The sequence below is a fragment of the Catenulispora sp. EB89 genome (assembly GCF_041261445.1).
In the GTDB taxonomy this organism is placed as follows: domain Bacteria; phylum Actinomycetota; class Actinomycetes; order Streptomycetales; family Catenulisporaceae; genus Catenulispora.
Window position 1 is genome coordinate 1 of the sequence record NZ_JBGCCU010000003.1, and the last position, 25,381, is coordinate 25,381.

Annotated in this window: 16 protein-coding genes and 1 tRNA gene; 9 read left to right on the forward strand and 8 right to left on the reverse strand. The window is 69.0% G+C overall.

The window, feature by feature from the left end:
• Positions 1 to 721: 721 nt before the first annotated feature.
• From ABH920_RS06905 to ABH920_RS06915, 3 genes are read left to right on the forward strand one after another with little or no spacing between them, the layout of a single operon-like run.
• Positions 722 to 1,018, forward strand: coding sequence for a putative quinol monooxygenase (locus ABH920_RS06905; protein ID WP_370348016.1), 297 nt, complete (start codon positions 722 to 724; stop codon positions 1,016 to 1,018).
• A 42-nt stretch (positions 1,019 to 1,060) separates the two neighbouring features.
• Complete coding sequence (locus ABH920_RS06910) at positions 1,061 to 1,711, forward strand: sigma-70 family RNA polymerase sigma factor (protein WP_370348017.1); 651 nt, start codon at positions 1,061 to 1,063, stop codon at positions 1,709 to 1,711.
• Positions 1,708 to 1,926, forward strand: a complete 219-nt coding sequence (locus ABH920_RS06915) for a hypothetical protein (protein WP_370348018.1) — start codon at positions 1,708 to 1,710, stop codon at positions 1,924 to 1,926. The genes ABH920_RS06910 and ABH920_RS06915 overlap by 4 nt, the downstream gene beginning before the upstream one ends.
• A 129-nt stretch (positions 1,927 to 2,055) precedes the next feature.
• On the opposite strand, the gene ABH920_RS06920 is transcribed toward ABH920_RS06915, so the two are convergent.
• Positions 2,056 to 2,853, reverse strand: coding sequence for an SDR family NAD(P)-dependent oxidoreductase (locus ABH920_RS06920; RefSeq protein ID WP_370348019.1), 798 nt, complete (start codon positions 2,851 to 2,853; stop codon positions 2,056 to 2,058).
• Between the two features lie 560 nt (positions 2,854 to 3,413).
• Between ABH920_RS06920 and ABH920_RS06925 the strand changes: the two genes are divergently transcribed.
• The 6 genes from ABH920_RS06925 (at position 3,414) to ABH920_RS06950 (ending at position 15,941) form a co-directional block, all read left to right on the forward strand.
• Complete coding sequence (locus ABH920_RS06925) at positions 3,414 to 7,268, forward strand: DUF6603 domain-containing protein (RefSeq protein ID WP_370348020.1); 3,855 nt, start codon at positions 3,414 to 3,416, stop codon at positions 7,266 to 7,268.
• A 4-nt stretch (positions 7,269 to 7,272) separates the two neighbouring features.
• On the forward strand, positions 7,273 to 9,543 hold the full coding sequence (locus tag ABH920_RS06930; protein WP_370348021.1) for a hypothetical protein: 2,271 nt from the start codon (positions 7,273 to 7,275) through the stop codon (positions 9,541 to 9,543).
• Positions 9,540 to 13,223 (forward strand): hypothetical protein, encoded by a 3,684-nt coding sequence (locus tag ABH920_RS06935; RefSeq protein WP_370348022.1) that lies wholly within the window; start codon positions 9,540 to 9,542, stop codon positions 13,221 to 13,223. The genes ABH920_RS06930 and ABH920_RS06935 overlap by 4 nt, the downstream gene beginning before the upstream one ends.
• Entirely contained in the window at positions 13,220 to 13,690 is a 471-nt protein-coding gene (locus ABH920_RS06940) for a hypothetical protein (protein WP_370348023.1), read from the forward strand. The genes ABH920_RS06935 and ABH920_RS06940 overlap by 4 nt, the downstream gene beginning before the upstream one ends.
• A gap of 43 nt (positions 13,691 to 13,733) precedes the next feature.
• A complete protein-coding gene (locus ABH920_RS06945) occupies positions 13,734 to 15,311 on the forward strand; it encodes a hypothetical protein (RefSeq protein ID WP_370348024.1) in 1,578 nt (525 codons plus the stop codon).
• 573 nt (positions 15,312 to 15,884) lie between these two features.
• Positions 15,885 to 15,941, forward strand: a tRNA-Ser gene (locus tag ABH920_RS06950).
• A gap of 172 nt (positions 15,942 to 16,113) precedes the next feature.
• Here the strand turns inward: ABH920_RS06950 and ABH920_RS06955 are convergent.
• The 7 genes from ABH920_RS06955 to ABH920_RS06985 all read right to left on the reverse strand — a co-directional run bounded on the left by ABH920_RS06955 (position 16,114) and on the right by ABH920_RS06985 (position 24,394).
• The gene (locus tag ABH920_RS06955; RefSeq protein ID WP_370348025.1) at positions 16,114 to 16,611 is read right to left on the reverse strand and encodes an STAS domain-containing protein; all 498 of its coding nucleotides are present in this window, start codon (positions 16,609 to 16,611) and stop codon (positions 16,114 to 16,116) included.
• Positions 16,612 to 16,679: 68 nt separating this feature from the next.
• Entirely contained in the window at positions 16,680 to 17,891 is a 1,212-nt protein-coding gene (locus ABH920_RS06960; protein WP_370348026.1) for an HTTM domain-containing protein, read from the reverse strand.
• Positions 17,881 to 18,576 carry a DUF5819 family protein gene (locus ABH920_RS06965; protein WP_370348027.1) on the reverse strand — a complete coding sequence of 232 codons (696 nt, stop codon included), beginning with the start codon at positions 18,574 to 18,576 and terminating at the stop codon, positions 17,881 to 17,883. The genes ABH920_RS06960 and ABH920_RS06965 overlap by 11 nt, the downstream gene beginning before the upstream one ends.
• Positions 18,577 to 18,665: 89 nt before the next feature.
• Complete coding sequence (locus ABH920_RS06970; protein ID WP_370348028.1) at positions 18,666 to 20,177, reverse strand: ice-binding family protein; 1,512 nt, start codon at positions 20,175 to 20,177, stop codon at positions 18,666 to 18,668.
• A 1,280-nt stretch (positions 20,178 to 21,457) separates the two neighbouring features.
• The gene (locus ABH920_RS06975; protein ID WP_370348029.1) at positions 21,458 to 22,084 is read right to left on the reverse strand and encodes a hypothetical protein; all 627 of its coding nucleotides are present in this window, start codon (positions 22,082 to 22,084) and stop codon (positions 21,458 to 21,460) included.
• A gap of 123 nt (positions 22,085 to 22,207) precedes the next feature.
• Positions 22,208 to 23,803 carry a DEAD/DEAH box helicase gene (locus ABH920_RS06980; RefSeq protein ID WP_370348030.1) on the reverse strand — a complete coding sequence of 532 codons (1,596 nt, stop codon included), beginning with the start codon at positions 23,801 to 23,803 and terminating at the stop codon, positions 22,208 to 22,210.
• Positions 23,804 to 24,190: 387 nt separating this feature from the next.
• Complete coding sequence (locus tag ABH920_RS06985; protein ID WP_370348031.1) at positions 24,191 to 24,394, reverse strand: cold-shock protein; 204 nt, start codon at positions 24,392 to 24,394, stop codon at positions 24,191 to 24,193.
• Positions 24,395 to 25,381 lie beyond the last annotated feature (987 nt).

Below are 25,381 nucleotides of genomic sequence, written 5' to 3' on the forward strand. Positions count from 1 at the left end.
AAACCGGCAGCCTCTACAACGAGGCCACAGCCTGGGCAAAACATGGCGAACCTCTCACTACTTGACAGGGCTAGCTACAGGGATGTCTTTCGATGGTTCGATGCAGGCCCGTGAGGCCTCCGTCTTCACGGACCGATGGCGACCGGTGGCCGGGGAGCGGCCGGGCCGGATAAATCACCCTGCGCGGGGACTCTGAAGGGCGGGCGGCGTCCCGAGGCGTGGAAGACACGGCACGCTGGACTGCGACAGGCTTCGCAACATACGTACTCATTTCGTTGGGAACACCGCGCCAGCTCCCGGCGAAGTAGGGGACTGCGACCGGTGAAACGCAGTCCGACATCGATTGGTTCACCGGATGCATGGTGGACCTCAGCAACTAGTCCGCGGCCCGGAAGCACGTGCCAGGGCCGGGACCGGCGCGGAGACTGCGACGGCCGCACCGGTGGCGACGGCCAGCTTCCAGGTGACGCCCCCGTTCGGGCGGTGGGGCACCCCTTCTGCGGCCGTCCGCCGCCCGGTCTTACCCCCGACCCCCCGCCCCCGGCAACACGTCACAACTTCGTAATACCTGAGCCGCCATCAGGACCGCGCGCCTCCCGCGCAACGACGAGGCCGAGGCCGGATCCTAGGTAAGACCAGCGGGACGACGTGCCGCTCATACGACGTGAGGCGGCGCGCACCGACGAGCGACGCCCTCGGACACGAACAAGGGAGAACGGTCATGACCGTGAAGCTCGGATTCCTCGCTACGCTCGAGGCCAAGGCGGACAAGGGCGACGAACTGGGCGCGTTTCTGCGCGCGGGACGCGAACTCGCGCTCGCCGAGCAGGGGACTGTGACGTGGTACGCGTTCCGGATCGACCAGACCCACTACGGCGTCTTCGACACCTTCCAGACCGAAGACGCACGCGACGCGCATCTGGCCGGCGAGATCCCCGCGGCGCTTGCCGCGGTCGCGCCGGACCTGCTGGCCGCCGAACCGTCCATCCGGCCGGTCGAGGTGATCGCGGTCAAATAGGCGCCGCGTCCCGGCGCGCACCGGGGCGGATAATGTGACTGCGTGACCCTGCACGAAGGCGATGCACCGATACTCGACCCGGCGTCCGCCGAGTGGATCAGCGTGTTGACCGCGGCCGGACCGGATCGCGAGGCGGGCCTGGTCCGGTTGCATGGGCTTCTGATCCGTGTCGCGGTCCACGAGTTGCACCGCCGGGCGGCCTCATCCGCGGTGGTCGGCGTGGAGCTTGACGACGTGGCGCATCAGTGTGCTGCGGATGCGATGCTGGCGATCCTGGACAAGCTGGACACCTTCCGTGGCGAAAGCCGTTTCACGACCTGGGCGTACAAGTTCGTGGTGCTGGAGGTGTCCAGCAAGTTGGGGCGGCACTACTGGCACCGGCATCCCACCACGGTGCTCGAGACTGAGGACTGGGAACGGCTGCCGGACGCGTTCGGCGTCGATCCCGGCGAACACGCCGAGCGGGCCGACTTGGTGAAGGCCGTGCAGCGGGCCGTCGAGGAGACGCTGACCGACCACCAGCGGCGCCTGTTCACCGCGATCGTGGTCAACGGGGTGCCGCTGGACGCGGTGGTGAGCCAGCTGGGTCTGAACCGGAACGCGGTCTACAAGGCCGTTTTCGACGCTCGCCGTAAGATCCGGGTGTTCCTGGTCGCGAACGGATATCTGGACGAGAGGAGGCCAGGGCAGTGAATCACCGTGAACAGCTCGAGCGTGTGCTCGCCACGGATCCGGCGGACGTCGGGTGCGAACAGGCCATGGCGTTGCTGCACGTGTACGTCGAACTCATCGAGACGGACCCGGACGCCGTCCGGAAGTACCCTGGCATCGCCGCGCACCTGGCCGCGTGCGGCCCGTGCGGCGAAGATTTCCAGGGCTTGCTGGAAGCGGTCACGGCCGGGGTCTGAGGCTGGCGGCGTCTGCTTCCCGACGCCGCCCAGTACCGGCACGCCCCCTGCCGACGAGTGTCCAGGTCCGGCCGCGCACGCGGTGGCGTGGCCTGTATGCAGACGACTTCGACGGCCTGCTCGCGACCGTCACCCGTCCATAGCGCCGCCGGTGTCGTCGACATCCCAGACCGCGCCGTTCTGCACCCCGCCGAGCCGGGCGAGCAGTGAGGCCGCCGTACGCTCAGGCGTGATCAGCTCGTCTGACGTGGCGAAGCAGGTGAACCGCTCGTGCAGGTCCGCACCGATCCGCTCCGGATCCTGCCCGCGGATCCACTCCTGCATCGCCGTATCCACCCGGCCCGGCCGGTACACGTTCGCCGTCACCCCTGTCCCGTGCAGCTCGGCGGCGAGATTCAGGGTGTGCGCCTCCAGCGCCGCCTTCGTCGCGGCATACGCGTTGCCCCGCACCATCGCCTCCGGGTGGGCGACAATCCCGCTCGAGACGTTCACGATCCGACCCCAGCCCGCATCGATCATCCCCGGCAGCACCGCGGTGGCCAGAGCGACCGGCGCGATGACGTTGACCTCGAACGCCCACCGCAGATCGGATGCCGGAACCTCGGCCGTCGCTCCCAGCGGCTCCACCGTCGCGGCGTTGTTGACCAGGATCTGCACCTGGCCACGGGCAAGAGCCACGGCGACCGCCTGTGCGCGCTGCTCCTGGTCTCCCAGATCCGCCACAATCACCGTGACCCGGCCGCGCCCGGCACCGCGCTCGGCCAGCGCCGTGCGCGTGGCCTGGAGCTGCTGTGCGGACCGGGCAAGCAGAATCAGATCGGCGCCGGTATCCGCAAGGCCGAGCGCCACCGCACGGCCGATTCCTCGTCCGGCACCCGTCACCAGAGCTGTCCTGCCCGTGAACGCGCCCGCCACCTCAACCGTCATCGCTGCCTCCGCCGATCTCCAGGGCGCTTCGCCCACACTGCCCGGCCAGCGCGGCCGACAGCACATCTGCGTCATCGGGCCCGCCACGCCTTACCGCGCCAGGTGCCGGAAATTCGCGGGCTTCGGTAAGAACCATGGCGCACACGACGCCAAGAAGGGGACAGCGAGGCGACGGAAACTGCGCCAACTCGGGCACCGCGCCGGCGCCTCAACCATCCGTCGGATTCGCGCGCACACCGTATCCCGCCGTCGTCCCGACCCGACGACACCTGACGGACGTTCCAACGCTCCAGGGCCGCGACGATCTTGGCCATCGATTTCCTGCACGTCGACAAGAGTGCGGTGCAGTCAGCAGTGCAGGGGTACTGATTCGCCGCGCGGTACGGCCGTGGCGAGTTGGCGAGGCGCCGTCTTGGAGCTCCAGTCAAGGTTCTTTCGGAAATGTCACCCGAACGCGGGAATCATGATTTGTCCCTCGTGACGGGATCGCCCGAGATTGAGAGTATGGATAGTAAGTTCGTACTCTGATTCACTCCTGCTTGCCACCTGGGGGATCGCTCATGTCGGTGACTGTGTCAGAGCTGCTCGCTGGATTCCCCGTCCCAGGGGCCGACTACGTTCTGTCCTCGGACCGGTGGGATCTTGCCGAGCTCTACGACCTGCTGGGATCCGGCAAGGAGCTCGCCCTGCGCGTCACCGATGTCGTCCGTGAACGCCTCACCGTGATCGGCGAGAGGGTACTCGGCGCGCACAACCTGGAAGTGGTCCTGGAGTTCCTGGCGGACTCAACGGACGCGAACGCGATCGTGACCGGGGTGACGGCGCGGATCGAGGGTGTCATCGAGCTCGTGGCGGCTGCGGCGGCCTGGGCGCTGGATCTGGCCGAGGCGCCGCTGGCCTTCATCGCCGATCTCGCGGAGCTCACGGCACACTACGATCTGACCGTCGGCAGCGTGGCGATCACCGCGCAGACCGATCACCTCCGGCTCGCGTTCGCCAGGCCGACGGCGGCCGTGCCGCTGGCTGCCCTCATCGGTATCAAGGACACCGCCGCATACCTGCCCGAGCTCCCGTACATCGGCGACAAGCTCCTAGGTGGCGAGGCGATCGGTGTTCGTGGCGCGCAGCTCGCGGTGATCGGCCGCGGTGTCCTCACTGCAGAGCAGAGTGCCGCGCTCAATGCCGCCGTGGCTGCTGCGGTGGCCGGCCGCGAGGACGCGGGCGACTGGCCGCTGATGCCGGATCACGATCTGGAGGCCGGGCTGTGGGCCGGTGCCGCGTTCGTGCTCCCGTCCGCGGGCCCGCGAGTCTGGATGGTTCGCCTGCAAGCTCCGGGGATGCCGTCGGACACATCATGGCTCCCGAACTTCCCAGGGATCCCGCTGGGTCCCCTGAACCTGGCGGGCTTCGGGGTGTCCTGGTCGCGAGGCTCCGGGGGAGGAGGCGGCCCGGGTGACAAGGCGGGCTTCACCTTCGCCGGCGAGTTCGACCTCGGAGGGTTCAAGGTCAAGCTACCCGGCCTGGGCTTCGACTTCACGCTGCCGAGCACCGGCGGCGGCAGCAGCCGCGTCGTGCCGAAGTTCCCGGCCATGGCGTTCGACCTCCCCGGTGGCGCGTCGATGCTGTTCGCCGTCCCCGAGGTTCCGGGACCGCCGTGGCCGGTGGCCGTGACCGCCGTGTGGGAGGACGAGGACGGCGTCTCGGCGAAGGATCTCGCACAGTGCGTGGGCCTTGACCTGTCGGCGTTGCCCGAGACGCTGACGCCGCAGCTGTTCCAGGCGGCGCTGCACTACGACTTCGGCAATGCCCTGATGGTCGTCACCGCGACGACCGAGCACCTGGGCTGGGTACTGGCCACCGAACCGGTCGACGCCACTGCGAACGCGCCCCGCCGCTACGCGGTGGCCGCCCGCGGCCGGGTCCAAGCCCGGGCTTCGGATCTCCCGCTGGTCGGGGAATCCATCACCATCGACCATGACGTCGTGTTGACCGGCGTTCACTTCGCCTACGCCTCGGCTGTTTGGAATGTGTCCCGAGTCGAAGCGGTCAACGCAGTGCTCGAGGACGTCGACGCCGCCGACCCCCGGCAGCTGCCGCGCTTCCTGAACGAAGAGCTCATCCGCGGAGCCCTGGCTTGGGCGATCATCACGGCCGACGGGGAGGAGCTGCCGCCGCTGGTTCTCCGCTTGGGCAACCCGGGTCAGGCTCCGGCCTCCGGACAGTCCGTCATCCTCGCTCGCGAGCGCCGGGCCGGGGAGTCCCCGTCCGGGGAGATCGACAAGGTCTTCGGGCCGGTGCGTTTCCGCAGCGCAGGCTTGAGCTACAAGAACGGCAGCCTGTTCGTGTCCTTCGACGCGATCCTCACCGTCGGCCCGGTGCAGTTGGCTCTGTTCGGGCTTGGGATCGGCCTCAGTACCGACTTCACGGTCTCCTACGCCCTGCGCGGTGCGGGGGTGGTGCTGGACAAGCCACCGCTGAAGATCTCCGGCATGCTGGAGCGCCGCACGGGATCGGAGGTCACGCCCGGCTTCAAAGAGCAGATCACCGGGCTCATCGCCGCGGAGACCGGCTTCTTCGCCCTGCAGGCCATGGGCTCCTACGCGAAGTCCCTGGACGGCTGGTCGTCGATGTTCCTGTTCGGCGAGATCGCCGCGACCGGGGAGGGCGGCCTGTTCGGGCCGCCGCCGTTCACGGTCGTCGCGATCTCCCTGGGCTTCGGCGTCAACAGCACCGTCCGGATGCCGACCATCGACGACGTCGGCACCTTCCCCCTCGTCCAGCGGCTGGCCGGCGGGCCGGAGACGTCCCCGGAGCGAGTCCTGGAGGACCTCGCGGGCGAGGGCGGCTGGATCACCCCGAAGGCCGGCCAGTACTGGGGCGCGGGCGGGCTGGAGTTCACCTCGTTCCGGTTCCTGCAAGCCAGGGTCCTGCTGTTGGTTGAGGGCGGCCAGACCTGGAGCGTCATGCTGCTGGGCCGGGCCACGATAGACCTGCCGCGCAGCAAGGCCGTCAAAGCCCCGCTGGCCCGGATCGTCGCGGACCTGGCCATCGGCTACCAGGGCGCGCAGGAGCTGTTCTCCATGGACGTCGTCCTCGCCCCCGGCTCCTACGTCCTGGACCCGGCGGCCGAGCTGTCCGGCGGCCTGTCCCTGTACATCTGGGGCGAGAACCGGGTGGCCGAAGGCGGCGGCAAGGGGTTCGTCTTCACGCTCGGCGGCTACCACAAGAACTTCCCGGTGCCCAAGTACTACCCGACGCCGCCGCGCGTCGCATGGCAGTGGGCGCGCGGCCCCGTGATGATCCGGGGCCAGGTGTACGCGGCCCTGACCGACGGGGCGTTCATGGCCGGCGGCGAGGTGTCGGCCACTTACGACCAAGGTCACGGCATTCAGCTCCAGGCCTGGTTCACCGCCTGGCTGGACGTGCTGGTGCAGTGGAAGCCCTTCTACTTCGAGCTGTCGATGGGCATGAGCATCGGGGTCGCCGCCACCGTCAAGGTGTGGTTCATCAGAGTCCGGGTATCGCTGTCCGTCGGGGTCGAACTGGAGCTGTGGGGACCGCCGATCGGCGGCTGGGTCAAGGTGAAGGTCTGGTTCATCTCATTCACCATCAGCTTCGGCTCCGGCCGCGACGCCGCGCCGGAGATCGGCTGGGACGAGTTCCGCGTGCAGCTCCCGGCCCCACTGGCGATCGTGCCGCAGCGCGGCCTGCTCGTCGACGTCGACCCCGAGGAGACCGCGGCACGCGCCACCGCCGAGGAGCCTCTACTGGTCTCCATGGTCGGCTTCACGTTCAGCACCGAGGCCGCACTGCCCGCCTCCCGCATCACCGTCGACGGCAAAGTCGTCGAAGGGGGTACCGCGGACCCGGTTGACATCAGGCCCATGCGACGTACCGGGCTGGTCGCCGAGCACAAGGTCGTCATCTCGCGCTTCGACGACCCTGACTTCGATGCCAAGGACGCGGGCTGGAAGATCGAGCCGGTTGTCCGCGATCTGCCGCGGGCCCTGTGGGGCAAGCCCCTGGCCCGGCCCGGAGCCGCCCTGACCGAGGACGGCGTCGTCTCCGCCCTGGTCGGCGTCCGCTTCGAGATCCCGGCGCCGACCAGGTACGGGCGGCTCGGCCCGGTGACCTCCGAGGCCCTCAAGGCCACCCGCCTCGCCCCGTCCGGGATACCGCTGCGCGACGACGCCGTGGCGGGGCCGGCCCCGAGGGAGAACGACAGGAGCATCGCCGCGATCACCGACACCTCGACGGGCATCGGCGCCCGCGGAACGGCCGATCTGCGCACCGATGTCCACGCCGCGCTGGCCGCCTTCGGCCTGGCCCCGGACAGCGACGGCCGGCTGACCGGCTACGCGCGGGTCGCCGACTCGACGTTCACCCATCCGCCCATGACCACCGCAGCGAGGTGACCCGATGCCGACGACCGAGCCCGACCTGAACATCACGTTCCTGGACAGCATCCAGCCGAAGGCGACGGCCGCCGTCTACACCGTCCGGGCCGAACACACCCTGACCGACGACGGCGTGCCGGTCGACGGCACTGGGAATGACAAGCTGCCGATCGCCGAACAGAGGTTCGAGATCCGGGCCGCGCGCTTCGTCCTGGACGAGTCCTCGGTCCACGCGTTCTACCCGGCCGAGGGCGCGAGCGGTGCCTACGGTAGCGTCCTGCCGCACATCACGCTGAACCGTCCGCACCTGCCCTGGGAGCGGGAGCTGCTGGCGACGCGCGCTGATCTGGGCAGGCCGCCATGGCTGGCGCTTCTGGTGTTCGGCGAGGGCGAGATCCCCGACGACCCCGAGGCGACCGGGCAGAGCACCACCCGGACGGTCGCCGAACTTCGCCGGCCAGGCACCGGTATCCTCGGCCCCGCTCTGTCCGACCAGGGCATCGACCCGACTGTCGAGGCCAGCCGGTGTCAGACGATCGACGTCCCGGCGGACCTGTTCACCGCCGTGGTGCCGCGCGAGAACGAGCTGCACTACCTCGCGCACGTCCGCGATGTCGTCACCGCTCAGCAGCTCCGCGACGACGGCGAGATCCTGACCGAGGGCGAATACGCGGTGCTGGCCGCGAACAGATTCCCCCGCGACGAAGGCGCCCACGCCGCGCACCTGGTGTCCCTTGAAGGCTTTATCGGCCGACTGGGCCCGGGGCAACTGGACGGGTACAACGCGGTGCGTCTGTGCGTCCTGCGATCCTGGGGCTTCACCAACAACCCCGCGGGCCACCTCGACGCGGCGAGCCTGCTCACCGAACTGGTCAGACCAGGCCGCGCCGATCCGGAGAACCTGGCGCTACGCCTGTATCCGCCCTCTGCGAGGGCGGCAGCCGACCCCGGCGTCGCGGACGCCGCCGCCGTGCAATACACCAGGGATCGCCTCGGTCGCGGGTACGCGGCCGTGCCCTACCGCGTCCTGTCGGGCGAATCCACCTACGGCTGGTATCGCGGACCGTTCACGCCGGTCACCGCACCGGACGTCCCCGCGATCGTCGAACTCGAACCCGAATCCGGCCAGGCCGCCAAGGCGTACACGACAGCTGACCACGCCCTCATCTACGAACCCGAACACGGCCTGTTCGACGTCTCCTACGCGGCCGCGTGGACGCTGGGCCGCACCCTCGCCCTGAGCGACCCGGACTACTCCGCCGAAGTGACGCGGGCCCGTCGGGAACTGGCGAACAAGGCGGTCCGGATGATGGCGATGGGCAGCGACGCGGGGCTCTCATCGGCCGATCCCGAGGCTGTGGACGGGCAGACCCTCCGCGAGCTCGCCGCGCCGGGCTTCGGCCGCTCCCTGTGCGAGGCCCTGGCCGCTCCACTCGTTCCCGAGGCCGAGGCCGCGCCCGCCTCACGACGCTCCCGCCTCAGCCGAGCCACGGCACGCGGACTGCTGGCCGATTCCCGGCGCCAATCCGTTCTGCGAAGCACCGCGGATCTGCGCACCCAGGACGTGCCGCACTGGATCGACGAACTCGCCCTGCTGAACAACGTCCCCTTCTGCTATCTGGTGCCGCACCCGGGGATGCTGCCCGCCGAGTCGCTGCGGATGTTCCGCATCGACCAGGGCTGGATCCGGGCACTGATCAACGGAGCCCTCGACGTCGGTGTCCACACCTCGCTGGACGCGGATGTGGACAGCGTCCTGACCGCCAGCGTGGCCGGCGCCCGCACAACGGTGGACCCGGTCGCCGGTCTGCTGATCCGCTCCGATCTGGTGCCGGCCTGGCCGGTGTTCGATCTCGTCGCCACCAAGGACGACGAACCCGTCAACGAGTTGCGACGTGACCACCCGGCCCCGGACACGGTGCTCATCCTGTTCGACGACGTCCCCGACGAGATCGTGATCCGCGAGCCCGGCCAGGGCATCCACTTCGGCCTCTCCCGCACCGCGAAGCTCAACCCCCGTGATCTGACCCCCGGCAAGAACCTGGGCTTCTCACTCGGATACGACTTCCCGGCGACCGGCGACATCTTCACCAGATTTCTGCGCGGTGCCCGTCCAGGAGCGACCGCCGACGTCCTGAACCTGCGCGACGGGGGCGGGCTGGTCGGTGCGCTGGCCACGGACCTCGGCCAAACCGACCTCTCGCCGGGCGCGTTCGCCCTGCAGCTCATCCAGGCGCCGATCGAGCAACGCATCACCACCCCCGACCGTATGGACGCCGAGGAGTCAGCATGAGCGACACCGATGTGATCGTGCCGATCGAGATCCACTCGCTCCTGGTCACCAGGGCCGTGAACACGGCCGACGAGTTCAAGCGCTGGACGCCCCAGTACAGCATGATGCTCAAGCCCGACTACAAGACGAGCGCCGAGCCGACCGTGCAGCACTCCGAGGGCAGCCCGGCGGAAGGCGTCCACGTCCAATGGCAGCTCCCTGAGGCGCTGACCGCCGGACGTATCGATCCGGAGACCGGCATCAGCGAGTTCCCGCTGGTTCCCAATCGCTGGCTGGTCGTCCGGTACGCCGACATCGAGAGCACCAAGGAACGGAAGGTGGCCGGATTCCTGGTCCACAGCGACTATCTCCAGTACGCCGACGGGCCCGGCGGGCCGAAGGCGAACACACCGTTCCTGGACCCGACCGCACCGCGAGAAGCCCCGAAACTGGACTACATCGGCCGCGTCCATCCGCTCACCGCCGGGCCGTGGACTGAGCCGAAACGCCGCGAACCGTTCCTCACCGCGATCGGCAACGGTCTACCGGCCTTCGCCGCGTTCGCCACGTACCACATGAACGTATTCTGCTTCCACGACACGCTCGAAGACCTCAAGGGGAACGACAACTATCCCCCGCCGGCCACCGTCAGCTACTGCGTGATCGGCTGGTACAGCGAAGACGGCGCCGACATCCTCAACCGGGCCCGTCAGATCCCTGACCTGCTCCCGCCCGGCGTCGACCCGACCCCGGCGAACATCGCCTCGGCGCTGGGCTGGCTGCTCCCCGACGACACCTCGACAGACGGCCTGGTGCGCACCCGGTACGCGGGCACGTCCCTGGGCATCCCCTGGAACCGCGGGGGCGGACACCCGGAGTCGGACCGCGATGGCCTGGACCCCAAAGTCGCCATCGGCCACAGCACCGCCGACGCCGCCTCTGCCCTGGTCAGCCGCCAGGCATCGCGCCGGGACGGCGATCTCGTCAGGGCCCTGTTCAACGGCAGTCCCGAAGTCCTGGACGACCCGGACGGCCGGGTCTCCTCCGACGAGATCACCCGCCGCTCCTGGTTCAGCGGCCACGACGGCGGCTACACCTGGCACGTCGTCAACCGGCCGCACGACGGCGCCGATCCGCAGGCGCCCCCTCCGGAACAGCCGGCCTGGCTGGACGATCTCAACGCCGATCAGGCCGAGTACGACGCGGAACTGCCACGCGTGACCAGCGACCAGTGGCGACTGTGGAGCCTGTGGTGGATGAGCAACCTGCCCGAGATCCGACGTCCGCACGAATTCCCCTTCGTCAAAGCCGAATGGGACGCCCAGATCCGCGAAGTCACCGCCACGGTGGCCGCCGGGCAGGCCAAGCTCACAACGCTGCGCGGCCGCATCCCCCAGGGCAGCAACCCCGAGGCGTTCCAGCGAGCCGTCGAGCAACACGCCGTGCGTGAAGGCCTGCCGGCCGAGTTGGAGCTCAAACGCTCGGTTCGGCAGACGTTCTACCGGCCCGCCGACCCCGTCATCGCTTTGTCAGGCCTCGGCAACGGCCGACCGCTGACCCGCGACGACGACGATCCGCTGCCGTGCCGGGTCGCGTCGCAGCTGCTGACCGAAGTCCGCATCAACGGCACGCCCGTCAGGCCGTCGGCCACGCCGCTGCTCCCGCCGAACATGACCGCCTCCATACCGGAGGTTTGCAAAGCCCTGATAGCCGAGTTCGCTCTCTTCCATCAGGCGTTCTGTACTCCCGCGAGCGGATCGGATCCCGAAAAGAGGGCGCTGCACGTGATCGTCGCCGAGCCGGGCGCGAACAGCACCGGCCCTTGGCCGGAGTACACCCGGGTGTGGCGGCAGCCGTGGCTCCCGCTCTACATCCAGTGGGAGGCCAAGTACTGCGCGACGCCCTATGCGGACGACAGCGGCGCCCCGTACTGGGGTTTCGACGGTGACGAGCGCCGCTACCGGTGGAGCGGCGACGGCGCCGCGCAGGGTGACGGCGAGGGCGAGAGGCGCTGGACCGCGTTCGGCAACAGGGCGTTCATCACTCCCACCACACAGTACGTACTGCGCGAGCAAGCCAGACGCCAAGCCCAGTACGCGCCGGCGGAAGTCGCCAGCCGGCTCGACATTCTGCGCAGCGAGCTGGGCGACCTCGACATCCTGTCGCAGACCCTGGACGGCTTCAACGACTGGCTCATCCAGTTCGACGGCATGGCCCAGGTCGCGACCGATCCCGGCATCCTCGCCGCGGCCGGGGAGACCAACCACGTCCCCGACGGCGCCGAAGACCGGCGCCAACAGCGCTTCCAGCCGGTGCGTGCCGGACAGTTCTACTTCCTCGAGCTGACGGTCATCGACCGGTTCGGCCGGGAGCTGCGCCTGGTGCACCCGGAGCAGACCCAGCCGATCCAGTTCCCCCTCATCCGCGCCGACAGCGTCACCCCGGACGCCGATCTGTTCCCGGACGCTCCCGGACGGCAGCGCTTCGTCCAGGTGCCGCCGCGGCTGTTGTCCCCGGCCCGGGTGCGCCTGGACGCGGTCCGCCAAAGCGGCGACGGGGTGTTGTCCACGACGGCGTTGTTGGCAGACACCCCGGTCGCGGGCTGGCTGCTGGTCAACGACCTCGACCAGACCCTGCTCGTCTACGCCCCCGACGGCAGCCCGCTCGGTGAGCTGCGGGTGGTCCGGAACTCCTCGAACACTGAGATCATCGCCTGGAACCCGCTGCCGCACGCGCCGTTCCGGCATCCCGGCGACACCGCGTTCCGCAACGCCTACCCCGACATCGCCGGCTTCGCCCTCGGGCTTGTCGGCGACGGCCCCGCAGCTCCCGGCCCGGGTCCGGCAGCTCTCAGTGCCCTGATGGAGAGCATCGACGAGGCCTTCGACCACATCGACGAGCCCGCGCCCGCCGAGGACCGCTCGATCGCCCGCCTCATCGGCCGCCCCGTCGCCCTGGTCCGCGCCGACCTGGGCATCGACCTCCAAGGCCGGCCGCTCACCGACCCCGGCTGGGACACCATCCTGGAAGCGACCGAGGACGACGCCGTCTACCCCGACTACGGATGGACCGTCAAACTCGGCGACCCCGACCGGATCTCCGACGGCCTGGTCGGCTACTTCGCCGGGCCCGCGCCGGGGGAATCAATACGCTACGACACACTGCGCGCGGTGTGGCCGTCCAGCCGCAGCCCCTACACGGCGCCGATCGGCGGCGAACTCGTCCTGCCGGCCCGCCCCGACGACCGCCCCGTCACGCACCGTCTGACGCTGCTGGTCTGCCCGCACACGGCGGTGCACGCGACCACGGACATCCTGCCGGTGACGGAGCTGCGCCTGGACGCCGACACCACGCACCAGGCAATGGCCCGGATCCGCGCCTCATTCCGACTCAACCCCCTGCTGGCCCCGGGCTACGTCGACACCGGGGAAGAAGACGAAGCCCGCGACGGCGCCCCGCTGCCGGAACCGGGGCTGGTCATGCCCCGTCCCGCGGCCTGGCACGGCCAATGGACCTGGGCCGAGCCGGTCGCCGTCGACGGCAGCGACCTTCCCGACTGGGACGAACTGGTCATCCAGCTCGCCGACGACCTGTCCCACCCGGACGCCCCCGTTCCGGCGGCCCGCGCCGGCTACCTGCAGCTCCTCCCGCGCGGCCGGTCGCAGCCTGCTGACCCCTCCGGCAAAGGAGCCACGCGGTGAACAACCCCGAGCCCGCGCTGCTGCTGCCCTACCAGGTGACGGTCACTCCGGCGTCGACGTCAGGAGCCACACCCCTGACCACGGTGCACTTCGCCGTGGGCGCGGATCCTGAGGGCCGCACCGCCTGGCCCGTGCGCTGCGCGCAGATCAGCCTCGCCCTCCCCGTCCGGGCCGGCGCCGCGATACCCCGCGACGAACCGGTCTTCCTGCGGACCAAGCTGGCGAATCCGCCGGACGGCGAGCACGGCAGGAACTGGCACATCCACGCCGACACCACCGATCCCGCCGTCACCGTCCTGGACCTCGTCCCCGAGGAGCCCGCGGTCTTCGACGGCAGCTGGGAGGTCGCCGTCACGGTCGAGATCAGCACCCCGCTGGACCAGACCGTCCGACTGTCCGAACAGACGGCCGCCGGAACCGACCAGCTCGCCGCCCGCGCCGGAACCAGCCGGATGACCATCCGGTGATCCAGCGCCGGCACCCCGCCTTGACGACGAGAAGGAGGCACCGATGACGACCGAGCCGACCGCGACCCCGGCCGCGGCCATGCTGATCCCGCCCAGGATGACGCCCGACCCCAGCCCGTTCCGGGCGTCGACGTTCATCCAGCCCGAGTACGCCAAGCTCACCTTCCTCTACGGCAAGAGCGAGGACGGGAGCGTGAGCCCGACCAACCCGGTGCACTGCCGCAAGTTCATCGTCAAGATCCCTACCGGCGCCCAAGCCGGAGCCCTGACCGCCGAACCCGGCCTGATCCGCTACGACCTCACCGTCACCGGCGGCGACGGACACGACTGGGACATCTTCAAGAACACCACCAACCCGAACGAGGTGGTCTTCACCTGCGAACCACCCATCGGAGAGGTGGCGGTCTTCGACGGAACCTGGCAGATCAAACTGGAACTGTGGGCCATCGAGGTCAACAGAGGGCTCGGACCGGTCACCATCTCGTTCCAGGAAGACACGTCGCGCACCGGCAACGACTGGACCGTCCGGACCGGCACCGCCGAGGTGTCCAAACGCGACGACGCCTTCGTCTTCCACAGCCTCCGAGCCACGACCACGGTGATCGGCCACAACACCACCGCGCAGCTCAATTGGGAAGGCGCCGACAGCGAAGACAATCCCAACAGGTACACCATGTACTACCGCAACGCCGCAGGCGTCAACACGTCGGTGAGCGTCCGCGGCGGCAGCTGGACGACGCCCGCGAACGAACCCCTGAAGCAGCACACCGACTTCATCCTCAAAGCCACGTTCGGCGGCCAGGACTACTACCTCACCACCTCCGTAGAGGTGAAGGACCCCGACATCGTCGCGACCAGCATCACCGCCTCCGGCAAGATCACGGCCAACGGCAGCATCGAGGTCAACGGCGAACCTGCAGGAGGAGCGAAGAACAGCTACCTCTGGATCAGGAAGGGGGCACGCCTCGACCTCGAGGAAAGCACGACTGCGGGCGTTGACAGCGCCAAGATCAACGCCTACGGCCCCGTCACCGTAAAGGGCTTGCTCACCGCGAATGGCGGCGTGACCGCCGTCGGCAGCATCAGCACCGACGGCACCGTGTCTGGCGCCAATGTGTCCGCGACCAGCGGCACCGTCACCGCCAGCGGCAATATCAGCACCACCAACGGCACCGTGTCCGGGAAGAACGTTTCCGCGACCAACGGCACCGTCACCGCCAGCGGCAACATCAGCACCACCAACGGCACCGTGTCCGGCGCCACCGTCTCCGCCACCAACGTCAACGCCACCAACGTCACGATCCCCGCAGGCGACGGAAAGCTCGAGGTGAGTGGGGCACTCGTCGCGCAAGCCGGCAGGACCAACTACCACTGGCCGAAAGTGAAGATCGGCAACAACGCCCTCACCCTCGGCGACAACAACAGCCTTGACGTCATCAGCAGTATCACTTCAGGCAGCAAGCAGGTTCTCAAGGATGACGATAAAATCGTCCTCGTTAACGACGACAATTCCAAGTATCTCGGAGCAAAACTAGGAACTGGCGAGAAACCGGTTTACGCAAATCCAGGCTGGTACGGCGATGCGCAGATGGGCTGGCGCATCCAGCGACGGAACTACTGACGATCGATCCTCCGGCGGGCGCCGATCAGAGGCAGACGGGCCGTCCGGGTCGCCGCGCATCGCGGCGACCCGGACGGCAAAGGGGTTCCGGCCGTGGCGGACGGCGGCCTCGGTTTAGGTGTGGAGCGCGGCGAAGAGCCTCATGCTTCGGGACGCCCGATCCGTCGCTGCGCTCGCGACCACAGGCCGGAGACACCGACGGCGCCGATGCGGTCGCGTTGATCCCCCGGCCCGCCACCGAGAACCCGCGAAGGGGCACCGTCCGGATCCAAGACGAGCTGCGCCAACTCGGGCACCGCGCCGGCGCCTCAACCATCCGTCCGCCGCGCCCACACCGTATCCCGCCGTCGTCCCGACCCGACGACACCTAGCAGACGTTCCTGCCCGCCACGCAGCAGATCACCCACGGTCGTCCCCGAGCCCCGCGGCACGGCGGTCACCGGAGAACACCAGGTTGCGGGGCAACAGACGCACTCCCCCGCCGACTCACGGGACCTCGGCAAATACGCGGCAAAACTTGCCCCAAGCCAGGGCTGGTGACGCCTCCGTTGCAGGTCAGGACGCTGTGGTGGCGCGAGGGTATGGGGACTCATAATCCCTTGGTCGTGGGTTCGAGTCCCTCACGCCCCACTTCATAACAGAATGACCTGGCCCTCGGCAGCTGGTGAAGCGCTTAAGGGCCAGGTCGTTTCTGGTTTTGGCGCGCTTGCTCAGTGCCGCAGGTGTCTCGTGGTGTCGCACTGTCGACCACCTTCCCGCACCGGCACCGCCAAGGTTCTTCGCCGTTCAGGCTCGTGGCTGCTCAGGCAGCTGGCTGCCAGGGCGTGAGGTGAGCCGGTGTGAGGCCGCAGATCGTGGCCGAGCTGCACAAGGCGCACGCGGATCGGCTGCCGTTCGTCCTCGCCGCCAGCCGCCGCCCCGCGTAGCAAGGCGGCAGCCGGCCCGGCACCTCGCACGCCCGACCGATGGTCAGGGCGGCGCCCGCGGGCTTGGCGAGGTAACCGGAGCCAGGGGGTAATCGGAGCAGGTCCAGCAGCCTGGCCACGGCGGGCGACTCCGCGGCCAGGCACATCGCGAGGCCCAGGTCCGCCGCGCGCCGCCCGATCGAGAGCAGGGCTCGTAGCCCCGAGCAGTCCAGGAATGTCACCTCGGACAGGTCGAGGCCGATTCCGACAGCGTGGCAGTCGACCAGGTACGGCTGAAGGGCCTCCACGAGTCGTCCCGCGGTGGAGAGGTCGAGTTCGCCGTGTACGACGATGACGGTGTGGACCGGGCACCGATCAGCCTGATGGACGTCCATGGACTCCGCGCCTTCGAGTCGTGCGCGGCGACGCGTCCAGCGACGCCAGGCCAGGTGCGGCCCACCCGTCAGACGCGATGCGGCGCCGTTAGCGGCGCCGAGGTCCGGGGCGTCGGGGACTCCTCCGAGCGTACACCGGCAGGGACCTGCTGTAAGGCCCTTGCCGACTCTGAGGTGCTGTCCAGCCGGGCACGGCGACGCCCTGACACGAAACGCGTGAGAAGCCGGTCTGGCAGGAACACGGCGTCTGCGACGATCATCGCGCCGGAGAACTCCGGCAGCCCCAGCAGGACGGCGATCGCGACGTGCATGCTGAGCAGAGCCCCGAGGAGGACGTATTTGAGCCTGCTGAACAGGGCGAACGGAAAGGCGACCTGAACCAGGACGGTCACGTATCCGGCGATCGCGGCGCACACCTGGTGGCTGTCGGCCAGGTGGGACAGTGCGGGCCAGGGTTGGAACAGGTCCAGGTTCAGGACGTAGTGCATCGCGGTCCCGTCACGCCACATGCTTCCCTGCACCTTGTACAGGCCGGCCGCCCCGTACAGAATGCAGACCTGGGCGGCGATGACGAACATGCCGCAGTTGTGCAGCAGCGTGGCGAGCAGCCTGCGCACCAGGACTGCCTGCTGTCCTACGGGCAGAGGACCTGTGCGAGCCGTGACCGGTGGTCGCCTTACGGGCGAGAACGTGTGGAGCCGCCGCCGACGGGCGTCCAGTGACCAGCGCCGCCCGCAGTCGGTGAGCGTGAGGTACATGACCATCAGGACGGTGAGGTTGTCGCCTCCGTCCGTCATGAAGAGGTAGCGGCTGTGGAAGGACGCGACCACGATGGCGAACAGGATCGAGATCGCCCGGGTGTGCCAGCCGAGCATGAACAGGGCGGCCGTGACCAGTGCCAGCGAATAGCAGGTCTGGAAGTAGGCGGTGCTGTCCGACAGGGTCAGGATGCTGTGCCAGCCGGTTTGCCTTTGGAGTTCGCGGGCGAGGGACGGAGTCCAGGGCGAACCGGGCCCCCACATCTCGTCCCGGTTCGGGAACTCGCGCAGCAGGAACACCAGGTACAGCAAGCCGTATCCGATGCGTAGCACGCTTGCTGCGTGAAGCGAGACGGGCCGTTCGGTCAGGAAGGTGAACGCCCTGGTGACCAGGTCCGGTGCCGGGGCTGCCGCGTCGGCTGCTGTGCTGGCTGCTGTGGCGGCTGCTGTGCCGGGCACCGTGTTCATGGGCGTTGCCGCCGTGGTGTCGCCGGTCGAAGGCCTCATCTGGTCAGTGCTCATGTGACGTCACCGACCACCACGGCAGGAGCCTGATGCTGGGGGCGGGCTCGGCCGCCTGGTCGGCGCCGCCCGGTGGCGGGATCGGCGTCGAGGTGACGCGTAGTTGAATGGCGCTGAATGTGCTGCGGCTGTGCGCGGTGATGCGCTGTACGGCGATGTTGCGGAGGTATTCCTGCAGCATGAGGGCCCTCGGGGACGAGACCTGGCCGTCGGCGCCTTGCGCGTCGGCGTAGGCGGCCCAAGCCCGGCGCAGCATGTTCTGCGCGGTGTGGCTTGGGAAGACGTCGTGCCGTACAGCCGCGTCGTCGACAGCTGTCAGGTCGACCCAACCGCCGGGACGGGAGGTTCCGTCGGAGGCGGCCATCGAGGTGCGCGCCGAGATCTGCTGCCGCGCGGATTGCGGATTCGGGGCGAACAGCTTCCAATCCTGCTCGAAGTAGGGGTAGACCCATGTGTTGATCTGCCTCTGGTACAGCCGGGAGACGGTGTTGGACGGCGCGACGTACAGGAACACCGAGGCCACGTGGATGATGGTGGCCGTGAGACACAGGGCGACCGCACCGGCCACGATGAGCTCTGCGGGTCGTGACAGCTGTCGGCCCTCGCCGGACGGCACGACGGGCTCGGGCGGGGGCGCGGTTCCTTCGCCGGCGGCGCGGTGAGCCGCAGCGCTGATGTTGTTCACTGGTTCTTTCCTTGTCCGTGCGGCGACTCCCCGGCCCGGCTCTGGGTGCCGGGCCGGGGAGTCGCGCGGGCCTTACATGCGATATCGCCTCAGGCGCGGTGTGACGGCCGACGGCGGACCAGCAGCGTGCCGCCGATCAGGGCGAGGGCGCTGAGTGGAATGAGGACGAGGACATCGGTGCCGGTGTGGGCCAGCGCCTTGCCGCCTGCTGCGGACTGGCCGGCTGTGGTGGCGGCGGTCGTGCCGCCGGTCGTGCCGGCCGTGGTACCGCCGGTGGTGCCTCCGGTCGACCCGGCCGTGGTCCCGCCGGTCGTCCCGCCGGTGGTGCCGCCCGTGGCGCCTCCGGTCGTCCCGGCCGTGGTGCCGCCGGTCGTTCCGCCGGTCGTCCCGGCCGTGGTAGCACCAGTCGTTCCGCCGGTCGTGCCACCGGTGGTCGGACCGCCAGTCGTGCCGCCGGTAGTGCCTGCGGTCGTGCCGCCAGTCGTGCCACCAGTCGTCGTTCCGCCGGTGACCCCACTGGTGGTGCCTCCGGTCGTCCCGCCGGTGGTGCCGCCGGTCGTGCCACCGGTGGTCGGACCGCCAGTCGTGCCGCCGGTAGTGCCTGCGGTCGTGCCGCCGGTGGTCCCGCCGGTCGTCGTTCCGCCGGTGACCCCACCAGTGGTGCCTCCGGTCGTCCCGGCCGTGGTACCGCCGGTCGTGCCACCGGTTGAGCCACCGGTTGTGCCCACAGTCGTTCCACCGGTGGTCGGGCCACCGGTCGTGCCGCCAGTCGTCGGGCCACCCGTCGTGCCACCGGTGGTCGGGCCGCCGGTCGTACCACCGGTCGTCGTGCCGCCAGTCGTGCCACCAGTCGTCGGGCCACCCGTGGTGCCGCCGGTGGTCGTCCCGCCAGTCGTGCCGCCTGTCGTGCCGCCGGTGGTCCCACCGGTCTGGCAGGTCGGACGGGTGATGGTGTTGGTGTCGAGGGTGACCGACCCGTTCCGGGCCAGGGCACGGCCGTCGATCGTCGCGCTGGTGGTGACCGAGATCGATGTCAGGGCCAAGATGGTGCCCACGAACGTGGTGCCCGTGCCCAACGTCGCCGAACTGCCCACCTGCCAGTAGACATTGCACGGCTGGGCACCGTTGATCAGCAGCACCCGGCTGGCCGAGGCCGTGGTCAGCGTCGACCCGATCTGGAAGATGAACACCGCGTTGGGATCACCGTGCGCATCAAGCGTGAGCGTCCCGGTGAGCCCGATCGACGACGAAGCCGTGTAGACGCCCGGCCCCTTCGTCAAACCACCGAGATTCCCCGCGACCGCAGCACTCGACGGCTGGCCCGCCGCATCGTTGTACGCGATGGTCAAATCCGACTGCGCCTGCAGCGCCGCGGCATCGGCCGCATGCACAGCTCCGGCGACCCTGCCCGGAGGAAAACCGGTCACCGAGGCCCGCCCCGCCGGGCTCACCCCCAAATCCCCGGTGATCGTGGTGGGTCCCGTATTGGTCACGCCCTGACCGGCCAGCACCGCATAAGACTCCGCAGTCCCCAGCCCCACAGCCGTGGCAGCGTTCACCCGGGCTGGAAGGAACACCGCCCCGGCGACCACCAGCGACACGAGCAGACCCCCACAGACCCGGGCGGCGAACCCGTGACGGTGAGATCTAGCAGACAAGCTAGCTTTCATGATGACTCCACAATCCTTCAGAGATGATCCGGCATGTTCCACACTGACGCCTTAAACCCGAGAATCCATTCATCGGCTTTTTAGGCCCTTCGGCCACCGAGGAAGACTCCGGACTTTTACGTATGAGCGGAACTAGGGAAAGTGGAACCATAGCCCTGAAAATGGGAATCAAAACGCACACGGAAGGCTTGACCGAAGAGTTATTAATCACGAATGAGTGAACGGCGTTACGCCATCTCAGGGACCCACCACGAGAACGGGACGGCCGCCGCTCGCACACCTACAGGTCACTGAGCAGGCCTGGATCGCGTGAGGCCGACCGCCACCTTGGCGGACTTCCCACCCGAACTCGAACGCGGCCAGCCTCTCGCCGAACGCGTAGAAGCATTATATGGAGAAGCACTTAATTCGGAAGTGCGGAACAACTGATGGCGGCGCAGCGGAAGCGCTGCGCGTCAAACCGGCCAGCGCGAAGGACCTCACGCCCAGAAAGAAGCGAGGGACGCCAGCTCCGGTGGCCAAGAAGGCGAACCGAAAGGCGGCCCCGCTGGTCGCCTACCTTGCGGAGCTCGACGGCGCAGGATCCCCGAGGCCGGACGCCGCCGAGCCGGCACCGCGGTACGGCGTGAGCGTGCGAACCATTCAGCGGTGGCTCGCGCGCGAGGAAGACTGAGGCGACCGCCCGACCGCCCGACCGCGCCACCCGGGCACTGAGTACGACCGGGAAACCCAGGCCATGAGGCCGTGGGAGAATGCGGCCTATGAACCGCGCCCGAAGGGCGCGTGCCGCATAAGACGCCGGCATCACTCCGACCGCGCGAGCGCTCCTGGCGCAGTCCATGGGTGCGCTACCGCGATGTCCCAACCCTGTCTGGATCGGCGAACGCGGCCATCCGCTCCGTGGAACGCGATCGACTGATACCCGGCATCATCGCCACGGCCCTGAGCGTGTGGTCCGCCCGAGTCCACGGGACTAGGCGACGCTGGAAGCCATGGGAGGCCGAGTTCACCTGCCCATGCTGCGGGCGGACCCATCATGAACCACAGACAGCCCCCGAGCTGTCCTGGTGGCACCGCAGATGCTGATCCCTGAAGTTCCCGAACGTCTCTTCAGCGACCGACTTCACCGGCGAATCCGACGGCACGCCTTTCTGGGGCTGCTGGTTTTGGTCATCCTTTTGACGCGCACCCCGGGTGTGTGCGGGTTCTGGTCAGCCCGGGAGGGGTTTGCCGTGCTTACCGGCGGCGTGTCGGTTGTCGACCGCGGCGGTGGCCCATTGCCCGGGGGTGAGCTGTGTGTCGTCGGCCGTGGTCCGGAGGTAGGCGGCAGCGGACTGGAGCGCCCAGGCGGCCTGGTCGCGCAGGACTGCCGCGAACTGTCCGGAGGCGAGCATGTTGGCGCGGGTGAGGAAATCGGGGGCGAGTTCGCGCGGGGCGGTGTCCTGGGCCAGGTGCAGGTCCTGGGCCAGGAGCCCGGTGCAGGTGTCGTCGACGGCGGAGGCGATCTCGGCGTGGTCGTCCTCGTTCAGGGGTGTGCCGACCTGCCAGCCGCGTGCCAGGATGGCGGCTGCTCCGACGCCTAGCAGCTCCCCGAGGTATTCCCCGGCGTTGAAGTGCTCGACCAGCGGTGGGTTCTGGTCGCGGCCGTAGGTCAGCTGGAGGCGCATAGTGGCCTGGGGCGGCAGCGTGGGGTGCAGCATCACGGTGGCGATCTCGCCGAGCATGGTGCGCTCTTCGGCCGTGAGCTCGGGACCGGACGACGCCGGGCGGGCGGCGGTGCTGGTTACGGGATCGGCCCTCGGCATTGTGGGCGCGGTGGTGTCGGTACTGGGGTCCATGGCTGTCAACCTACTGTCTTTCTCGGTAGACGCTTCGCTGACGTGGGAAAAGCCTTCTCAGCACAGTCGGGCCTGAGAGTGTGTCTGGCGCGTGGGTGGGCGGCGCTGGAAGGGAAACCGGCTTCAGGCGGCGGCTCGGGCGGGTCGTGGCGCCTGGGTGCGGGATGCGGCGTTTGCCTGCGTGCTGCGTCCCGCGTACGCGGGACGGCTACGCCGGTTGCGGCCTGCGCCGGTGGCACCGTTGTACCGGGGGCGTTCGATCACCGGGTCGGGGATCGTGACGGCGATCCCGGTGGGGACGCGGGCCCCGGTGATGTCGGCGAGTTCGGCATCGCCGGAATGGACGTGGGCGGTGTGCGGGGTGATGCCGGCGGTGGCCATCATGCGGGTCATTTCGCGGCGCTGAGTGGGCAGGACCAGGGTGACCACGGTGCCCGACTCGCCGGCGCGGGCGGTGCGGCCGCCGCGGTGCAGGTAGTCCTTGTGGTCGGCGGGCGGGTCGATGTTGACGACCAGGTCCAGGCCGTCGACGTGGATGCCGCGGGCCGCGACGTTGGTCGCGATCAGGGCGGTGACCTGGCCGTTGCGGAACTGCTTCAGGGTGCGGGTGCGCTGGGGCTGGGACTTGCCGCCGTGCAGCGCCGCCGCCTTCACGCCGCTGGCCAGCAGATCGCGCACGAGGCGGTCGGCGCCGTGCCGGGTGTCGGTGAACATGATCACCCCGCCGTCGCGGGAGGCGATGTGCGCGACCGTGACGTTCTTGTCCCCGGGCTGAACGTGCAGCAGGTGATGCTCCATCGTGCTGACCGTGGCGGCCGAGGGGTCCACGGAGTGGGTGACCGGGTCGGTGAGGAAACGGCGCACCAGGCGGTCGATGTTGCGGTCCAGGGTGGCCGAGAAGAGCATGGTCTGCCCGCCCGGTGCGACCTGGTCCAGGAGTTCGGTGACCTGGGGGAGGAAGCCCATGTCAGCCATCTGGTCCGCCTCGTCCAGGACGGTGACCGCGACCTGGTCCAGGCGGCAGTCGCCGCGCTCGATCAGGTCCTTGAGACGCCCGGGCGTGGCCACGACGATCTCCGTGCCGCGCCGCAGGTCCTGTGCCTGGCGGCTGATCGACATCCCTCCGACGACGGTCGCCATCCGGAGCCGGACCGCGTGGGCGTAGGGGGTGAGTGCCTCGGTGACCTGCTGGGCCAGTTCCCGGGTCGGGACGAGGATCAGCGCCAGCGGCTGGCGGGGTTCGGCGGTTTGCCCGGCGGTGCGGGCCAGCACTGCCAGGCCGAAGGCGATGGTCTTGCCCGAGCCGGTCCGGCCGCGGCCCAGCACGTCCCGCCCGGCCAGCGCGCTGGGCAGGGTCGAGGCCTGGATCGGGAACGGAGTCGTGACACCCTGACGGGTCAGCGCCTCCAGAAGCGTGCTCGGCATGTCGAGCTCGTCGAAAGCAGCGACGGCGGGCAGCGCGGGCGTGGTGCTGACGGGAAGAGCGAACTCGCCCTGCGCGGCAGAGCCCTGACGGCCTGACCGGCCGCCGCCGAAGCGGCGCCCGCCTTCCGGCGAGCGGTACCCGCCCCGGCCGGGGCCGCCATCGGACGAGCCGGAGCCGAAGCCCGAGCCGGAGCCGAAGCCCGAGCCGGAGCCGAAGCCCGAACCGGAGCGGTAGTTGGAGCCGGAACGCGGGTTGGAACTGCGCTCGGCAGAGGAGCGGCTGGAACGGATCATGGAGTGGACCTTCCTCGAAGGGCGCGTGTCGAGGAAGGTCCGTGCCGCGGCGCAGCCGCGGGGAGACCATCACGAACGAGCCGGAAACGACGTGGGGCGTGGGCGGTCGAACCGTTCGGCGCGTCACCTACGGTCGGCGCACACCCACAACGACAGGGCAGGGGAGAAACCTCGAACCGCACTCGGAATACGAGGAGAACGGTTCGGTGGGCGCGACCCAGACACGGCGCGGAGCGCGTGGTGCGGGCCGGTCGCCGGGGGCGGAGCCGGCGGCCCTGACGTGCCGGGCCGGATGTAGCTCAGATGGGGGTTCTTTGCCCGAGCAGGGCGCGAGTACGGCGCGAGTACGGCGCAGGCAAGATCTTCGCGGCAGTCGCCGCGGGAAAATCAGATCGGGCGGATGTTCTCGGCATGCGGGCCCTTGGGGCTCTGCGCGATGTCGAACTCGACCCTCTGGCCCTCGAGCAGCTCGCGGAAGCCGTCGGCGCTGATGTTCGAGAAGTGGGCGAACACGTCAGGTCCGCCACCGTCCTGCTCGATGAAGCCGAAGCCCTTTTCCGCTTTGAACCACTTTACGGTACCAGCAGCCATATACGTGTTCTCCTTGGTGGGGTTTTGTGCCGAAACCCGCGCTGCGCGCGTTTCGCGCCGCCGCGATGACGTCCAGCCCGGAAACAACACCCGGGAAAACAAAGATGCGCCTGTCGGCTACAACCGGCAGGCGCACATAAGTACATGGGAACCACAACTGCAACATCTATGGCTGTAGCATCCGCGGGCTTCGTCGGGGCTTGATTTCGCCGGTACGTCGACCACGTCTTGCCAACGCAGTGGTGCGGGGCTGTACGCCGGCGGTGGACCCCAGCATGGCGGGGCACGCCGCAACCGCCTTTGCCGAGCCGGGCTCCGCCGACCGCGCGTCACCTGATCGGCCTACACGATCCGGGCGCCTGGCGTGGCGGCCGCTGGAACGGCGGGACCGCACCCTCCTGTCCCCGGAGGCCGCCATCGCACCTGCTCAGGCCATATTCGGCAGGCCGCATCTCGGCAGCCGGCCGCGCGTGAAGACCACCTCACGACATCGCACCTACGACACCGGTGGCCGAAAATCTATTGCGGCGGGAGTAGACATGCGCTGCCTACGTGGGTAGTGTTCCTGTCGTAACCACAGCAAGGGAAGACGCGCGGCAGACACGAACTGGCGCGAAGCAGGAGCAGGGCGGCAATGGGGTTCCGGGGCCAGCAGTGTTGGTCGGCGCCGGAGCCGACGGCCGGGCAGATGACGCCCGGGGCTGCCGAGCAGTACAGCAAGTGAAGTAGGCAGTACCGCAGGTGAAGTACGCAATACCGCAGGTGAAGTACGCAATACCGCAGGTGAAGTACGCAGTACCGCAGGTGAAGTACGCAGTACCGCAGGTGAAGTACGCAGTACCGCAGGTGAAGTACGCAGTACCGCAGGTGAAGAAGCAGTACCCGATTGGTAGGACACGAAGAAAAGAGGAGCGAACACCATCAGGATCGCCCAGGCGCAGGTCAAGTCTGGGTGGGCAGATCAATCCCCGGATGGGAAGGTGATTT

What these genes read in the sequence shown, in the direction of transcription:
- ABH920_RS06905 (WP_370348016.1), top strand. Translation starts at nt 722, where the DNA reads ATGACCGTGAAGCTCGGATTCCTCGCTACGCTCGAGGCCAAGGCGGAC.
- ABH920_RS06920 (WP_370348019.1), bottom strand. Translation starts at nt 2,853, where the DNA reads ATGACGGTTGAGGTGGCGGGCGCGTTCACGGGCAGGACAGCTCTGGTG.
- ABH920_RS06925 (WP_370348020.1), top strand. Translation starts at nt 3,414, where the DNA reads ATGTCGGTGACTGTGTCAGAGCTGCTCGCTGGATTCCCCGTCCCAGGG.
- ABH920_RS06930 (WP_370348021.1), top strand. Translation starts at nt 7,273, where the DNA reads ATGCCGACGACCGAGCCCGACCTGAACATCACGTTCCTGGACAGCATC.
- ABH920_RS06935 (WP_370348022.1), top strand. Translation starts at nt 9,540, where the DNA reads ATGAGCGACACCGATGTGATCGTGCCGATCGAGATCCACTCGCTCCTG.
- ABH920_RS06945 (WP_370348024.1), top strand. Translation starts at nt 13,734, where the DNA reads ATGACGACCGAGCCGACCGCGACCCCGGCCGCGGCCATGCTGATCCCG.
- ABH920_RS06955 (WP_370348025.1), bottom strand. Translation starts at nt 16,611, where the DNA reads ATGGACGTCCATCAGGCTGATCGGTGCCCGGTCCACACCGTCATCGTC.
- ABH920_RS06960 (WP_370348026.1), bottom strand. Translation starts at nt 17,891, where the DNA reads ATGAGCACTGACCAGATGAGGCCTTCGACCGGCGACACCACGGCGGCA.
- ABH920_RS06975 (WP_370348029.1), bottom strand. Translation starts at nt 22,084, where the DNA reads ATGGACCCCAGTACCGACACCACCGCGCCCACAATGCCGAGGGCCGAT.
- ABH920_RS06980 (WP_370348030.1), bottom strand. Translation starts at nt 23,803, where the DNA reads ATGATCCGTTCCAGCCGCTCCTCTGCCGAGCGCAGTTCCAACCCGCGT.
- ABH920_RS06985 (WP_370348031.1), bottom strand. Translation starts at nt 24,394, where the DNA reads ATGGCTGCTGGTACCGTAAAGTGGTTCAAAGCGGAAAAGGGCTTCGGC.